General features: G+C 43.4%; 21 protein-coding genes. 7 read left to right on the top strand and 14 right to left on the bottom strand.

The features are described from left to right. Positions 1–15: 15 nt before the first annotated feature. Entirely contained in the window at positions 16–1,230 is a 1,215-nt protein-coding gene (locus DMO16_RS11520) for an ABC transporter permease (protein ID WP_206738098.1), read from the bottom strand. Beyond that, positions 1,230–1,973 carry an ABC transporter ATP-binding protein gene (locus tag DMO16_RS11525; protein ID WP_129477562.1) on the bottom strand — a complete coding sequence of 248 codons (744 nt, stop codon included), beginning with the start codon at positions 1,971–1,973 and terminating at the stop codon, positions 1,230–1,232. The genes DMO16_RS11520 and DMO16_RS11525 overlap by 1 nt, the downstream gene beginning before the upstream one ends. Positions 1,974–2,478: 505 nt before the next feature. On the opposite strand from DMO16_RS11525, the gene DMO16_RS11530 reads away from it, so the two are divergent. The 3 genes from DMO16_RS11530 to DMO16_RS11540 all read left to right on the top strand — a co-directional run bounded on the left by DMO16_RS11530 (position 2,479) and on the right by DMO16_RS11540 (position 4,719). Continuing rightward, on the top strand, positions 2,479–2,904 hold the full coding sequence (locus DMO16_RS11530) for an HIT family protein (RefSeq protein WP_129477564.1): 426 nt from the start codon (positions 2,479–2,481) through the stop codon (positions 2,902–2,904). Positions 2,905–2,966: 62 nt separating this feature from the next. Beyond that, on the top strand, positions 2,967–4,052 hold the full coding sequence (gene serC, locus DMO16_RS11535; protein WP_129477566.1) for a 3-phosphoserine/phosphohydroxythreonine transaminase: 1,086 nt from the start codon (positions 2,967–2,969) through the stop codon (positions 4,050–4,052). Between the two features lie 115 nt (positions 4,053–4,167). Then, positions 4,168–4,719 (top strand): tryptophan transporter, encoded by a 552-nt coding sequence (locus DMO16_RS11540; RefSeq protein ID WP_061967234.1) that lies wholly within the window; start codon positions 4,168–4,170, stop codon positions 4,717–4,719. 23 nt (positions 4,720–4,742) lie between these two features. Here DMO16_RS11540 and DMO16_RS11545 read toward each other — a convergent pair whose 3' ends face one another. Further along, positions 4,743–5,159 carry a YkvA family protein gene (locus DMO16_RS11545; RefSeq protein WP_061967231.1) on the bottom strand — a complete coding sequence of 139 codons (417 nt, stop codon included), beginning with the start codon at positions 5,157–5,159 and terminating at the stop codon, positions 4,743–4,745. Positions 5,160–5,264: 105 nt separating this feature from the next. Then, complete coding sequence (locus DMO16_RS24585) at positions 5,265–5,459, bottom strand: hypothetical protein (RefSeq protein WP_206738099.1); 195 nt, start codon at positions 5,457–5,459, stop codon at positions 5,265–5,267. A gap of 152 nt (positions 5,460–5,611) precedes the next feature. Between DMO16_RS24585 and DMO16_RS11550 the strand changes: the two genes are divergently transcribed. Together DMO16_RS11550 and DMO16_RS11555 are read left to right on the top strand one after the other, a co-directional pair. Beyond that, positions 5,612–5,968: a YtxH domain-containing protein gene (locus DMO16_RS11550; RefSeq protein ID WP_129477568.1), complete on the top strand. Its 357-nt coding sequence runs from the start codon at positions 5,612–5,614 to the stop codon at positions 5,966–5,968. 202 nt (positions 5,969–6,170) lie between these two features. After that, positions 6,171–6,755 carry an HTH-type transcriptional regulator Hpr gene (locus tag DMO16_RS11555; RefSeq protein ID WP_061967224.1) on the top strand — a complete coding sequence of 195 codons (585 nt, stop codon included), beginning with the start codon at positions 6,171–6,173 and terminating at the stop codon, positions 6,753–6,755. Here the strand turns inward: DMO16_RS11555 and DMO16_RS11560 are convergent. Beyond that, positions 6,746–7,087 (bottom strand): DUF1878 family protein, encoded by a 342-nt coding sequence (locus tag DMO16_RS11560; protein WP_164988907.1) that lies wholly within the window; start codon positions 7,085–7,087, stop codon positions 6,746–6,748. The two genes, DMO16_RS11555 and DMO16_RS11560, sit on opposite strands and share 10 nt — an antisense overlap. A gap of 122 nt (positions 7,088–7,209) precedes the next feature. Then, entirely contained in the window at positions 7,210–7,776 is a 567-nt protein-coding gene (locus tag DMO16_RS11565) for a YpmS family protein (protein WP_061967220.1), read from the bottom strand. 89 nt (positions 7,777–7,865) lie between these two features. On the opposite strand from DMO16_RS11565, the gene DMO16_RS11570 reads away from it, so the two are divergent. After that, positions 7,866–8,051, top strand: coding sequence for a hypothetical protein (locus tag DMO16_RS11570; RefSeq protein WP_061967217.1), 186 nt, complete (start codon positions 7,866–7,868; stop codon positions 8,049–8,051). A gap of 36 nt (positions 8,052–8,087) precedes the next feature. Here the strand turns inward: DMO16_RS11570 and DMO16_RS11575 are convergent, their stop codons facing one another. The 3 genes from DMO16_RS11575 to DMO16_RS11585 form a co-directional block, all read right to left on the bottom strand. Then, positions 8,088–8,171, bottom strand: coding sequence for a YjcZ family sporulation protein (locus DMO16_RS11575; protein ID WP_074440427.1), 84 nt, complete (start codon positions 8,169–8,171; stop codon positions 8,088–8,090). Between the two features lie 56 nt (positions 8,172–8,227). Then, positions 8,228–8,323: a YjcZ family sporulation protein gene (locus DMO16_RS11580; RefSeq protein WP_074440426.1), complete on the bottom strand. Its 96-nt coding sequence runs from the start codon at positions 8,321–8,323 to the stop codon at positions 8,228–8,230. 117 nt (positions 8,324–8,440) lie between these two features. Further along, positions 8,441–8,536: a YjcZ family sporulation protein gene (locus DMO16_RS11585; protein WP_074440425.1), complete on the bottom strand. Its 96-nt coding sequence runs from the start codon at positions 8,534–8,536 to the stop codon at positions 8,441–8,443. 213 nt (positions 8,537–8,749) lie between these two features. On the opposite strand from DMO16_RS11585, the gene DMO16_RS11590 reads away from it, so the two are divergent. Further along, positions 8,750–9,628 carry a peptidylprolyl isomerase gene (locus tag DMO16_RS11590; RefSeq protein WP_061967215.1) on the top strand — a complete coding sequence of 293 codons (879 nt, stop codon included), beginning with the start codon at positions 8,750–8,752 and terminating at the stop codon, positions 9,626–9,628. A 112-nt stretch (positions 9,629–9,740) separates the two neighbouring features. On the opposite strand, the gene DMO16_RS11595 is transcribed toward DMO16_RS11590, so the two are convergent. From DMO16_RS11595 to DMO16_RS11615, 5 genes are all read right to left on the bottom strand, one after another. Continuing rightward, entirely contained in the window at positions 9,741–10,013 is a 273-nt protein-coding gene (locus DMO16_RS11595) for a sporulation YhaL family protein (protein ID WP_082635661.1), read from the bottom strand. Positions 10,014–10,095: 82 nt separating this feature from the next. After that, positions 10,096–11,406 (bottom strand): MDR family MFS transporter, encoded by a 1,311-nt coding sequence (locus DMO16_RS11600; protein WP_129477572.1) that lies wholly within the window; start codon positions 11,404–11,406, stop codon positions 10,096–10,098. Positions 11,407–11,777: 371 nt separating this feature from the next. Beyond that, positions 11,778–12,737, bottom strand: a complete 960-nt coding sequence (gene yhaM, locus DMO16_RS11605) for a 3'-5' exoribonuclease YhaM (protein ID WP_061967211.1) — start codon at positions 12,735–12,737, stop codon at positions 11,778–11,780. Positions 12,738–12,770: 33 nt separating this feature from the next. Continuing rightward, on the bottom strand, positions 12,771–14,123 hold the full coding sequence (locus tag DMO16_RS11610; RefSeq protein WP_061967209.1) for a sensor histidine kinase: 1,353 nt from the start codon (positions 14,121–14,123) through the stop codon (positions 12,771–12,773). Beyond that, positions 14,120–14,791, bottom strand: coding sequence for a response regulator transcription factor (locus DMO16_RS11615; protein WP_061967207.1), 672 nt, complete (start codon positions 14,789–14,791; stop codon positions 14,120–14,122). Before DMO16_RS11615 ends, DMO16_RS11610 begins: the two co-directional genes overlap by 4 nt. Positions 14,792–14,816: the final 25 nt, after the last annotated feature.

Consider the following 14,816-nt stretch of genomic DNA (forward strand, 5'->3'; position numbering starts at 1 on the left):
CAGGGTTGTTTTATTCTACCTTACTCGCAAGAGCTGCTTTTTAGTATAGTATTCGGAAAACAACCAGACAAAAATAACAGCAAGAATGCCAGAAACCACTCCATTGGTCCATGTCCCCCCCATAGCAAGAAGGAAGGCTACGTAAAGAAAAGCCTGAATGAGCATCAGCAGGCGCAGCCATCTCTGGAATGCCTGAAAGCGCCAGTGGTGCTTCACCGGATAAAGTTCAAACCAGACATTCCCCTTATGATGCTTATACAGAGGCAGAAGCTGTATCCCTGTAGCATGCAGAAAAAGAAGAACGAGGACGGTATGCCACCAGCCTTGTGGAATCCAGAAAAGAAACAGGCCTCCGATAAGAATCAGGCGAATATAAATGCCGAAATAATCGTTGGATCGGAAAAAGGTTTTTCGGTATAAACCGTCAAACGTGTGGCTGTGCCTGTAAGAAACTTTCAATAGCGAAGACAGCCATGTTCGCGGCCGTACCCTTTGAGCCAGCTGCGGCACATCGGTAAACAGGTTGGCTACACGGTAAAGCTTCATCATCATTCCGTTTTCCACTTCCAGGAGATGCTCCCACTTGTAGCCATGAACCTTTTTTATATAGCCAAAAACAAAGTTCGATAAAACGTACATAATAGCCAGAACAGCGATCAAAAACACATAGGCCATCTGAAACAAAAGATATAGAAATACAGCATTAACGACCAGGCGGAGGAGAGTGTAATTCCTTCTGTTCCTATGAAAGGGCAGCCGCTGCTCCTCCCACGATGTTTTGATGTTCCACAGCTTGGCAGCGAGCAAAAGAGCAATGGTAATCAGCATTTCCAGCCCTCTGCCGGAAATATATTTCGAAAACAATGGTCCCAATGCCACAAAAACAAGAACCACAATAAACGATTGAACTACCATGGAATACCGGATGGAATGTCTGAAATACTCCTTCATTCGCGATTCAACCGGCAAAAGAAACACAAGGTCTCCTTTCCTTAAGAAGGTGCGGACCGGGCTTTTCGTAAGTAAATAGGCAAAAACAGCAATGAACAGCCACAGTGCCGGGAAATTTTCAGGAAGCTGTTTCAGAATACGGGCGTAATAGAAACTTCCGGTTACAAAAAGGATATACAAAGACAACATGAATCCGCTGTTCCCAATCAGCCTGAAATACCGAAGCGCCAGGCTGAAATATTGATCCTTCCTCACCCGCCAAATTTTTGTGAAATCCATCATGGCCGCTTCCCTCTGCTCGCATGAATATAGATGTCATCCAGGGTGGCATCGGGGTTGCCCATCTGGCCTTTTAGCTCCTGAAGGGTTCCCTGCATCGCGATTTTGCCTTCATGCAGGATGATAAACCGGTCACAGTACCGTTCAGCCGTCGCAAGAATGTGCGTGGACATCAGGATTCCCGCCCCATTGTTTTTAAAGCTAACCATAAGCTCCAAAAAAGAATGGATGCCAAGCGGATCAAGACCGACAAATGGCTCATCAACGATATAAAGTTCGGGCTCAACGAGAAAAGCACACAAAATCATTACCTTCTGGCGCATTCCTTTTGAAAAGTGGCCCGGAAACCATTTAATTTTGTTTTCCATATTAAATTCCGCCAACAGCGGCCGAACTCTCGTTAAAAAGGTCTGTTCTTCAAGCCCATAAGCCATCGCCGTCATTTCGAGATGCTCCCACAGGGTAAGCTCTTCATAAAGAATGGGTGTTTCCGGTATGTATGACAACTGTCCTCTATATTCTTCCGGTTCCTCCTGAAACGTTTTTCCGTTAATCTTTGTTGTTCCCCTGCTCGGCTCCATCAGCCCCAATACATGCTTAATCGTTGTACTTTTTCCTGCGCCGTTTAATCCGATCAACCCAACGATTTCATTGGCATGTACATCAAAGGAGACATCGTGCAGGACGGGCCTGTCGGGAGAATATCCCCCTGTTAAACCGGTAATTTCGAGAATTTTTTTCATTATTCAATATCCCTTCTTTTGGACCTTTGTTTCTAGTTTGGTAAAAACGTTTCAATATTATTTCAACAAAAGCTGTCCTTTTGGTAAAGCACAGCCTGCACTCCTGTCTGAATTCCTTTTCATCATACTATTTTTCGTTTTTGTTTTCCAACCGTGGCAATTTGTATGGATAAACTTCAACAGATCTGGCAACCCTAAAAAAGAAGAAGGCATCCCCCCTTCTTCTAGGGAGATTTCAGGTACTATATCACGATTTGAACAACCAAATTCAGGGAGATGATTCTCTTGGAAAAGATTATGGCTTACCCAGGCATATAATCCAATGGAATGAGGTGTTCGCTAAAAAATCGGAATGTATGTTTCCAGGTTCTCCTTTCTTCTCTAACCTCTATAGGAAAAGGGCTCTGCTTACGCAGGGCTCTTTTTCTTATGTAATTTCTAAATGTTCCAATAACATATGGTCCCAAGTTGTGCTAAAATGAGAAAAAACATTCGAGGTGATGGAATGAATCATGATGATCAATGCATTTTTTGTAAAATTGTAAAAGGTGAAATCCCTGCCTACAAGGTCTATGAGGATGAAAATGTAGTAGCGTTTTTGGATATCAGCCAGGTTACAAAGGGACACACCCTGGTAATCCCGAAATCTCATCACAAAGATGTGTTTGCCCTGCCGTCTGAGACAGCCGGAAAATTGTTCTCTGCTGTACCCCAAATCGCTACTGCCATTAAAGAAGCGTTTGACCCGATCGGTTTAAATGTGCTGAACAATAATGGCGAAGCAGCCGGACAATCTGTATTCCACTATCATGTACATATTATCCCGCGCTATGGGAAAGGTGATGGCTTCGGAGCTGTTTGGGAAACACATGATTACACCAAAGAACAATTTGAGGAAATATCAAACAATATAGCATCCCGTCTTTCCTGATCAAACCGATCACTGCCTGTCTAAAGGCAGTTTTTTATTTCACCAGAGGAGGAACTTCATTCATGAAACAAGTGTATAATTTCAACGCCGGTCCCGCTGCTTTGCCGCGGGAAGTATTGGAAAAAGCGAAAGAAGAGCTTTTGGACTTTGAGGATACCGGAATCAGCATCATGGAGCACAGTCACCGCGGAAAGCATTATGAAGCGGTGCATGAGGAGGCAAAAAGCTTGTTAAAGGAGCTCTTATCCATCCCCAATGAGTATGAGATCCTATTTCTACAGGGCGGTGCAAGCCTGCAGTTTGCCATGATTCCCATGAATTTCATGAAACAAAACGAAAAGCCGGGCTACATCCTCACAGGGGCATGGTCAGAGAAAGCCCTGAAGGAAGCAAAAAAAATTGGGGAAGCTGAGGAAATCGTGTCGGGGAAATCTTCCAACTATTCCTCCATCCCCGAAATCCCTTCTCTTTCTTCCGATGACTATACGTATGTACACGTGACAAGCAACAACACCATTTTCGGTACGCAATGGGCATCGTTCGACAACCTGGAGCACCCTTTCTTGATCGCTGATATGTCCAGTGACATTCTCAGCAAACGATTCCCTGTTGAAAAATTTGGAATGATCTATGCAGGCGCACAGAAGAATCTGGGGCCAGCTGGTGTTACCGTTGTTATTATGCGAAAGGATGTAGCGGACAAAGCAAATAAAGAACTTCCGACTATACTCTCTTATGAAACACATATCAAAAACCGTTCGCTTTATAATACACCACCTACTTTTTCAATCTATCTGCTAAAGCTGGTACTCGAGTGGGCAAAGGACCTGGGCGGTCTTGAAGAACTGGAAAGACGAAACAAGGAAAAAGCAAAGCTTATTTATGACGCTATTGATGAAAGCGGCGGCTTTTATACCGGCCATGCCGAAAAAGACAGCCGTTCTTTGATGAACATTACCTTCACCTTGCAAAACGAAGAGCTGACGAAGCAATTTTTAAAAGAGGCACAGGAGCAAGGATTCTCCGGACTTGCCGGACACCGTTCAGTTGGGGGATGCAGAGCTTCGGCGTATAATGCGGTTCCTTTGGAAGCCTGCAAGGCACTAAAGAAATTTATGAATGAGTTTCAGGAAAAACAAGGTAATTAGGGCTTGTTGCCTGTTCAACGCTTGTGAAATTTGTTAAAATAAGATGAACTTCTTTGCAGAGGGCACGAGAGCACCTATGAAGGAAGTAACTAGTTGAGTTGAGGAGAGATGAGATATGAAAACAAGATCTTTAGCAATAACTGCTGTACTTTTAGCCTTGGGGTATGTCCTGCATGCCGTTATGCCCCCTTTATTTTTGGGCATGAGGCCTGACATGATGCTGACTATGCTATTTTTGACCATTATCATGTTTCCGGCGCTGTCCAATGTGATTGTCGCTGCACTGGCAACAGGGGTCATTACAGCCATTACAACCACTTTTCCAGGAGGGCAGATTGCCAACCTGGTAGACAAACCAATCAGTGCACTCGTATTTCTGGCACTATTCCTGTTGATTTCCCGTATTAAACTAAATGCCTTGACCGCTGCGATCCTCACACTTGTCGGAACCATGGTGAGTGGGTCCATTTTCCTAGGAACGGCTCTACTCGTAGCCGGACTTCCAGGAACATTTTCAGCCCTGTTCCTCACAGTTGTTCTGCCGACAGCTGCTATTAACTGTGTGGTCATGTTTGTGATTTATCCTGTGGCAAACAGCGTGCGTAAACGTACAGCGCCGCAGAACAGCAAAGCGGTTGCAGCTCAAAATACAGCAAAAAAAGCATAACAAAAAAGGGCCGGTACCTGGAATTAAGGTGCCGGCTTTATTGTTTGCTCTTTTTCTTCCCATTCCATGTAGTGATCGATTTCTTCCTTGATTGTTTTGTATAAAAAAGCGAGTACAGCCGCATCATCCAATAATCCAATTCCCACCAGGAAGTCGGGAACCGCATCAATCGGGCTGACAAAGTAAAGCAAGGCAGCAACCACAAGCATCATTGATTTTTTGGATACTTCGCGGTACGTGCCGTCACGGTAATGCTTCACCAGCCGGATCAAGCTTCTCACTTGGGTAATCAGCTCGCGAAGGCCGCTGTTGTTCTGTGCGGTTTCAGTTTTCTTCTCCGCATCCGTGATCAGCTCGCCCGTTTGCTTATCATCATCGAGAATGACAGAAGCTTTGCTTTTCATTTTGTTAAAATAGTTGCCAATGGTGTGACGCTCCATAATACTAAACCCCTTCCTCTTGACTTGTTGTTATTATACCTTTATCTCCTTTATTTCTAACATAAAAAAGCCGATTCACAAAGAATCAGCTTTCCCCTTTTTTCGTTATTTTATGACAAATACAATCAAAAAAAGCAAAAGTCCGCTAATTCCCATAAGACCGACAAATAAAGCTTTTTTTCTTTGTCTAATAATCTGTGTGTTACGAAAAGAGTAATGGCGGGTAGTGTTTAATGAGTACAGCATACGTATAATCAGAAACAGTCCTGCAGCCAGAAAAAGCCAAGATATCCAGCTCATCTGTCCTCACCCCCTATTAAGATATTCAGGCGCCTGTCCAAACATGCCGAAAAACATCGTTAAATATTTCTCATTTCGGGAAATTTTTTAATAGGAATTTTTCTTTAACAGCAAGAAAGTAATTAGTAAATATAAAAGAGGAGGAATTAATCATGTCTAAAACAAAATCTCTACTTTACGGTTTCGCGATCGGAACAATTATTACAGGTGCTACTGCGCTTCTCTCCGCTCCCAAATCAGGCAAGGACGTCAGACAGGATATTAAAAACGGGGCGGCCAAGCTGAAAGGATCGGTTTCCAAAATGAAACAAAACAGCATCACATTGAAGGAAAAAGTGATGTTTATATCAAAGGAAGGTAAAGATGCCTTCAAGCAGGCATCAGCTGATCTGAAAAAGGACATCAGCCACTGGAAGGAAGGTGTCCAGCCCAACATGGAACATATTCAGGAGGGTGTAAAGGAAATCCAGGGAACCATTGAAGAGACAAAAAGCACTGTGGCAAAATAAAATTCACCAGGGATCTCCTAAAAAGGAGATTTCTTTTGTTACGGACGAAATCATCGTTGCTATCTTATCATACTTAAGTTTCGCGCCTTTATTACCAATTTTTCTTGCGTTTTTCAAAAATTTTACTTTCTTATTATAGGAAACACTGGCATAATGAGGAATAGATTGATGTTCTTATATGTTGTAATGGAGGGCATTTGGTATGGATAAGAATAATTTAACGAGTTTAAAAGAAGCGATGATTTTCAGTCAGACATTCGCTCAAATCAGTAAGGCGCTATGGAAAAGCGTGGAAAAAGACTGGCAAAATTGGATCAAGGATTTTGGGTTAAACATAAATGAACACCATATTTTATGGATTGCTCACCATCTGGAAGGGGCAAGCATTTCCGATATCGCAAAGTTTGGTGTCATGCATGTTTCCACTGCATTCAATTTTTCGAAAAAGCTGGAAGAACAAGGATATCTGTCTTTTTCCAAAAGAGAAAACGACAAGCGGAATACATACATTCAATTGACAGATAAGGGTGAAGAACTGCTCTTAAAAACAATGGAAACGTATGATCCAGCCAAATTTGGTGTTTATACATCAGCACTGCCGATCAAGGACCTTTTTGGGAAGTTTCCCGAATTCCCTGAGATTATGAGCATGCTTCGAAATATTTATGGTGAGGATTTTATGACCATTTTTAACAAACTGGAAGAAAAAATAGAGGAAAGCCTTGAGGAGAAAACACCGAGCAATGTCATTCCGATGACCCCAGAGCTGGCCAGCGTTCATTCATAACGCCGTGCCAGTTCATAGAGTTTATCCATGAGTTCTGGATGAATTCCCTGGAGACGCAAAACTTCGATGGTTTCTCCCGGCTTCAACTTTGAATTGAGCATTCCGGCGAAATGGAGAAGAAGAGGAAGGTATTGGACATAGCCGTTCTCCGTCTGAGCGGTGAAACGCCGGTGAAGTTCATTACACAATGAAAGGACATCTTCCACTTCTGCCTCGGTGAGGTGTTTTTCCATCACCAGTGTGTAGAAGGGATATGTCCTTAAATTAATCGATTGTACAGTCAGCCGGTTATAATACTCCAGCCGTTCAACACGTTCTTCAATCGTTTCCATCTTCATCCTGCTTTCTTTATCGTCGATCTATACTTTCTATTGTATAGCAAAGCCGCCTTTTTTGTAAGGCGGCTTTCTTGTTTTCTTCAAAATTTCTCCATATACTGCCTGCTTGTCTGCAATTACTTGCTCAATACATCGATGATAATTTCATCGTTTTTTAAATCCACCTTTTTTGCCTTTACTTCAATGTGTTTCTTCACCTTCATCTTTGTCAGCTGGACCTGGATCAGTTCCTCCTGCGGATAAACCTTAACCCACTTCGGCAGATCCACCGTATTGGATACCAGAGTGAGAACCTGTTCTCCCGGCAGGTTCAGCCTTCCTACCCGGACATTCTTTTCATGAAGAACCAAATCTCCGTTTTTCATTACTTCAGGATCGAGGTCCATCTGGTACATGATTTCCCGTCCAAACAAGTCTGCCTTACCGAGCAGTTTTACCTGATCGGTGAGCTCAGCTTTCATGTTCACACCTTTTTGGTCTTCGAGCTCTTTATTCATTAAAAAAGCAGCCTGCTCCTTGCCTGTATGTATGGTGAACAACTTTTTCCCTGCCGGCAATGAATCATTGGCATTTTGATCAAAATTCTTCTCTCCTCCGGAAAACAGCAAAGAAACAACGATGATGAGCCCGATGACCACTAGAGCAGCCAAGGTCAAAAAGGCCCACTTCCATTTATTTATCATTTATATCCTCCATCCGTGCTTTTTTTCTATTCTTATTCTCCAACTTTTGTTAAAGTAAGAATGGTAGCTTTTTATGGAGGTATTGTAACATGCCAGGATTAATATTTGTAATTCTTGCACCTATATTTTTGTTCATCTTTAATGCCCTGACGAATGAACTCTGTGCAAAAAAATCCATTCCGGCTGAAAGTCAGCCCAATGTATTCCGTACAATCAATGTTTTAATCACATTGCTTTTAGTCAGTGCCTATGTAGAAAACATTTTTACATACTAACAAAGGGGATGGCATGCGCCTCCCCTCCGTGCTTCATTAGCAGAAACAAATACAGCCAATAATAATGAGTAGAATAATCAATACAACAATCAGCTCAAAGCCACCAGCTATACCGCTCATTGTTTACCTCCTCCGGCGAAAATCACCGGTTTACTACTGTAGTGCACGGCAGGTGCTTAGCACCAGCCTCCCCAACATACACATCCGACGATGATCAACAGAATAAACAACACAACGATTAACGCGAAGCCTCTTCCATGTGCGAAACCCATGATGCCACCTCCTTTATTTCTTACGGTATCCTATGCAGCCTATTCCCGTGGGGCCTAGGCGAATGCCTGAATTCGTGAAGATTTTTTAAACTCATGCCTACTCGTCCTTTTGGTTCCTTAGCATGCAAAGCAGGTACAACCAATGATAATCAGCAAAATGAATAGAATAATCAGGAGTAAAAAGCTATGGCCCAATCCTGTACCGCACCCCATTCTAAATCTCCTCCTTTGTTCTTCTCCACATCATATAGTGATATGTCACGGTTTGATTAGACGAATGTCACGGTTTCCTAAAATTTCTTCTTCGCTTGCAAAGTAAATATGTGTAATTTTTCTCATAATTGTCATGATGCATAGTACTTTTTTGAATGTTTATGCTATAGTAGAAACAGTGAAAATATTACTCGAACAGTGGGAGTGTGTCAGATGAAAAAATGGTTAGTGTCCCTTGGACTTGCTGCCGGAGTTCTGTCGCTGTCTGCGTGCAACTCAGGTGCAGGATCAGAGAAAGTTGTGGAATCCAAAGCTGGAGACATCACCAAGGATCAATTCTACAATGAGCTTAAGGCCCAGTACGGCGATCAGGTTCTTAAGCAAATGGTAGATAACAAGCTTCTCGAAAAAAAGTACAAGGTTACAGATAAAGAAATTAACACCGAAATCGATAAAATCAAAAAAGAGCTGGGCGGCGACGACCAGTTTAAACAAGCGTTGAAGCAAAACGGCATCAAGAGTGAAAAAGACTTGAAAAAGCTTGTTAAAACCCAGCTGTTAAATAAAAAAGCGGCAACGGATGGCGTAAAAGTAACCGATAAAGAAATGCAGAAGCTCTTCAATGACAAGTACAAAGAAGAAGTAAAAGCGAGCCACATTTTGGTGGATGATAAAAAGACAGCAGATGAAGTAAAGGCGAAGCTTGATAAAGGCGGAGATTTCAAAAAACTTGCTGAGCAATATTCCAAAGACCCAGGTTCTAAAACCAAAGGTGGAGAACTCGGCTACTTTGGCAAGGGCCAGATGGTTCCTGAGTTTGACAAGGTTGCATTCAAACTTAAGCCTGGACAAGTCAGCGATCCGATCAAGACCCAGTTCGGCTACCACATTATTAAAGTCGAAGACAAAAAGAGCAATAAGTTTGAAGATAAAAAGAAACAAATCAAGGAAGAATTGCAGCAGCAAAAAGCAAAATCAACTGACGAAGTCATTTCCAAGCTTCAGAAGGATGCAGACATCAAGATCAACGACAAAGATCTTAAGGATGCCCTTAAGAAGCAAGATACACAATTACCGCAGCAAACACAGTAATCCGGGTATCTACCCGTTTGAGGATGGCTCATTTAAGAGTCTCCTCTTTTTGTTTCAACCACTCCTGCTCACTATAGATCAAAATAAAAAAACCGGCCAATTGGCCGGTTTTTTATTCATTTACTGATTTGTTTCTCCGCTCCCGCTCTTCAGCGATCCGCTTCATGAAAACTTCCCCTTCTTGTTCGATCACCTTCAAGTCCAGTTTCTTTTGTTCAGATCCCAAGTTGTAACTGCGGTAGGCGCTGAATATAATGCCTGCCACCACAAAATAAACCCAAAATGGCGTAAGATCAAAGAAATACTGAATAGGAGCAAAAAATTGCTTTAAAACAAACAGAACAACCAGCAAAACGCCAAGACCCAGGGCTACATATCCTTTCATTTCCCTTCCTCCCATAGACAAGCTTCGTATTTCCATCTTATGAAAGGAGAAAGGAATATATGTCACCCTGATGGTCTTTTTATTAACCGGCCGATTGCGGAGTCACTGCCTCCTGTTTGTTTTCCGCCGCCCGTTTTTGATCATGGAGACGAAACATCACGTGGTACATAAAGGCGCTGATTACCGTTAACACAAACAGAAGAAAGAACGTCCATCGGAAACCGATCCACAGCGTAAGCGGAATCGCCAATGGCGCAAGGCTGCGGCCGATTGAATAACGAAGTCCTGCTGCGGCGAAGTATTGACCGCGCATATGCTCCGGAGCAAGCTTGGAGATAAAGCTTTCCTGAATCCCAACCACCATGAGCTCCGCAGCGGTAAAGATCGCAATAGCCAATAACAGAAACCACAGAATCGTTGTATTCCCGTATAAAAGCATCGCCACTCCATATAAAAGAGAAGAAATTACAAACACATTCCCCTCTTTATATTTGTTCATCCACTTTGACATAAATACGGTGAACAAAGCGACCAACAGCCCGTTTGTCGAAACAATGTACCCAAATGCCTTTTCACCGGTAAGGGAAAATGACCAATTCCCAAGATGCAGAAGCGTTTGGACAGGCACCTTTTCGGTCGTATAAACAGCAATCAATAAATCGAGCTGCATAAACGTCTGTGCCACTAGGATACCTGCAAGAATAAACAGCAGAAACAGCTTATCCTTTGCAATGACACGGTAGTCCTTAAGCTGATTGAGGACAACCTGGTTCCACTTTTTCGGGCTTCCTGCCTGGTCCTCTGCAATCGGCTTTTTCTCCGGCACCGTTTCCCTGATATACTTTTGCAGTACAAATGTCAGAATAATACCGACAATCGTACAGGCCAGCAGCAGCTCAAACCGGTAATCAAAGAAGAAAATACTGCCCAGCGCAGGGCCAAAAACCACTGATATGTTGATACTTGTATAAAAAACAGCAAATACTTCACTGCGGTTCTTTTCAGGTACAACATCTGCAATCATCGCATGGCTGGCAGGCCAGTACAATGAACCGAATAATCCTAAAGCGGTAAACGCCAAAAAGGTTAATACCGGTGAATCCAGCCATGGAGAATTGGCAAGTGCAAAAACGGCAAAGGACACCGCTTGGCCCGCACCGGCAATTACCATCATTCTTTTTCTGCCGAACGTATCCGCACAATAGCCGCCAACCAGATTGGTAACAACGCCGACAAGCTGGGAAGCCACCAAAAGCATCCCTGCCTGTTCTTTTCCAAGTTGATCCGAAAAATAAATCGCCATGTACGGGAAAAACATCCAAAATAATAAATTAATAACAAACTCGCCAAGCAGGCGGACCTTAATGTTTCTGTCCCAATCTTTCCATTTCATTCCCATCACACTCTTTTCATCGTTTAAAATCCATTACAAATTCTCCCGGTCTCTTGAGGGAAGGGCAGGAAAGCATAAAAAAGCCTGCAGCTGCGCAATTCCACGTCAACTACAGGCTTCACCGTACGTTTTAGAAGGCCCGTGAGCTGACAGATAAACCAACACTCAAGAGAAAGGGTCATAACTGAATAAATCAATACTGTACATGAAAAACGCAAAGAAACTGATGTTCTTTTTGGCCATCATGGTACATGGTTGATTTACTCAGTTATTTAGCAGACACCTTTACTTGAACAATGGGTTTCATCTGTCATAGCCTCCATCTCATTAATCTCTCTTACAATTTACCATACTCCCCCGCTTTAAGACAATTACTTTTTTACCAATTCCTGTTCAAAAAGCGGTTTGTAGAGGCTTCTGTTCTCCAGAGGAAAAATCTTTTCCGTGAATTCCCCTGGTTCCACTTTGCCCAGTGCACGGTCCATCATGTTGATTTTCGCATCAAAGTTATCGATCATATGAAGGATTTCTGCTTCCCGGATCATTGGGGCCTTGGGGCTACCCCACTCCGGCTTGCTGTGATGGCTAAGCACCAGGTGCTGAAGGACCGTCACTTCTTCTCCTTCAATATCGAGCTCTTTGGCGACAATCCCAATTTCGTTGACCATAATGGAGATATGTCCAAGAAGCTTGCCTTCGAGTGTATAATTTGCCGCCACAGGCCCGGAAAGCTCGATGACTTTTCCAAGGTCATGCAGAATAATGCCAGAGTACAGCAAATCGGTGTTCAATGATGGATAGAGGCTTGCAATCCCTCTTGCCAAATCAAGCATGGAGACGACATGATAGGCGAGGCCCGAAACAAACTCATGATGATTTTTCACGGCTGCAGGATACTTCAGAAAGTCTTCCTGATACTTTTTCAGAAGATGTCTCGTAATCCTTTGGATATTGGGATTTTGCATATCAAAGATGTATTGCGTGATTTTTTCCATCATCACATCTTCTGAAAGCGGAGCCGTTTCCACAAAGTCTCCGATTTTTATGCCGTCCATATCATTAGCGGGACGGATGTGCTTTAGTTTCAGCTGAAGCTTGCCTCTGTAGCTGCTCATCTCCCCTATGATCTTGATCAGTGCCTGAGGAACATACTGCTGCTCGTCTTCGGGAGAGCAGTCCCATAATTTTGCTTCAATATCTCCCGTCTGGTCCTGAAGCGTTAAGTTTAAAAATGGCTTTCCGTTACTGGCAGTTGATTTCGAGGAAGATTTAATCATCAGATAGGAATCTATCATCTCTCCCACTTTATAATGGGCCAAACCTTTTTTCATATGCGCACCTCATCTTTTAATAAGTATAGTAGTCTATGACAGCCTGTCTTTGGGCAGAATGACTTCAAATAAGATGCCGTCATCAACATTGGTTACCTTTGGTTTCCCTCCGTGCAGCTCCGCAATCCGGTTCACAATCGCCAGGCCAAGGCCGAATTGTCCTTTATTGCCTTTGCGGAACGGCAGGAAAAGCGTTTCGCGGTCACGATCGGATAGTTGCTCCCCATCATTCCAAACGCCAAGGGCAATGTTGCTGCCTTCTTCTTTTGCCGATAAAACAATCCGGGAATTGGCATATCTCATGGCATTCTGAATGAAGTTCTCAAAAACAATGGTGATTTGCTCACGATCTCCCCAGAACAGCACTTCATCACCTGTAATCGTGAATTCAATGTCATCCCTCTGAAACCGGAAGCGGCTGATAATCTCTTCGGCGAGCACTCCAAAATAGATCAGTTCCCATTGAAGAGTCTGCTGCTTAAGTGTATCAAGCTTTGTGAAATACAGCATGTTTTTCACCCGGTTTTCCATACGGTTCGCTTCACTCAAAATGACATCCATCATATCCTCTACATTGTTTTTCGGCATGATTCCGTCTTTCACCGACTGTGCGTAGCTTTTTATGGTCATCACCGGTGTCTTCAGTTCGTGGGAAGCATGCTGAATAAAGGTTTTCTGGGCAGTATCATAGCGGATCAAATTTTGCCGCATCGTTTCAAACTGCTGAGACAGCCGCTGAAATTCATCATCTTCATGCCAGATAAACGGCTCTTTCCAGTTTCGTTTGGCGATCTGTTCAAAACGTTTCCCAAGAATGGTAAGCGGTGCCCGCAAATACCGTGCCATCCAGAGCGCGGGGATCACGGCAATCATTCCGGTGAAAAACAGAATCCACAAGAGGCGCGTCCACAACCGGTCGACCATCTGGTCGCGATACGTATCCCACATGTAGGAAATCAGGTAAAAATTGCCCTGCGAGTGAGTTTCAAGTCTTTTCACAATGTAAAAAAGGGTGGCATCCCCATACGTAAGTTCATATTTTTGCTGCGACTTTTTTTGTTTATAGGCATGGGAGCTCATTTCACCTAGCACCCGCTCCGGAATATAATCTCCTTTTGTTCCCAGGTAATCGTTCTTGATCACTACATGGCCGACAGAGCGGCCCAGTTTTCTTCGTTCTATAAAATCAATGGAAGAGTCGGGATCAGGAACTTCCTTGTCCTGGTCCATCAGTTTATCCTGCTCCAGTGAGATAATTTTGTAGGTTTCATCTGTCATCGTTTTTTTTATGGAAAGAGGAAAAATAATGGCGAGTACAAGCCCGATCAGCAAAATGAGCAGGGCAAACGAGATCCAGATTCTTTGCGTCAGATTCAGCCGAATCATGAAGTTACAATCCTGTACCCGTTGCCATAGACCGTTTCAAGGTTTAAGCGGGGCATTTTCTTTCTGACCCGCCGGATCACGTCATCCACAGCACGCTCTGAACCGAAATAATCGGTCCCCCACACATGGGACAGAATCTCTTCCCTTGCCTTGGATGTTCCCAAATTTTCGATCAAGTACAAAAGCACATCCATTTCCTTTGATGTCAGGTTGATTAGTTCGTCATCAAACGTGATTTTTCTGGCGACAGGATCGATGACATAACCGGTAATTTCAATCTTCTTCGGCGCCATTGCTCCGGTTTCGTAAATCCGGGTTAACAGTTTTTTGGCGCGAATGACAAGTTCACGCGGCATAAAAGGCTTCGCCAAATAATCATCGCTTCCCAGCTCAAGTCCTACGATGCGGTCAAGATCCTGGTCTCTTGCAGAAATAAAAATGACCGGGGTGTCAGCATGCTGTTTGATTTTCCGCAGTACTTCATACCCGTCAATACCGGGCAGCATAATATCCAGAATCCATAGGTGAGGGGCATCCGTTACATTCCGGGCTGCCTCTTCCCCATTATTGAAGGCGGTCACGTTCCAACCTTCTTGTTCCATATAGGCTTTTAACACTTGCGCAAGATTTTCTTCATCTTCCACAAGGTAAATTTGGTAGTCAGACATTGATTGTCCCCTCCTGTTTTGCGCT

This window comes from Fictibacillus sp. S7, assembly GCF_004127935.1.
Classification (GTDB): domain Bacteria; phylum Bacillota; class Bacilli; order Bacillales; family Fictibacillaceae; genus Fictibacillus_C; species Fictibacillus_C enclensis.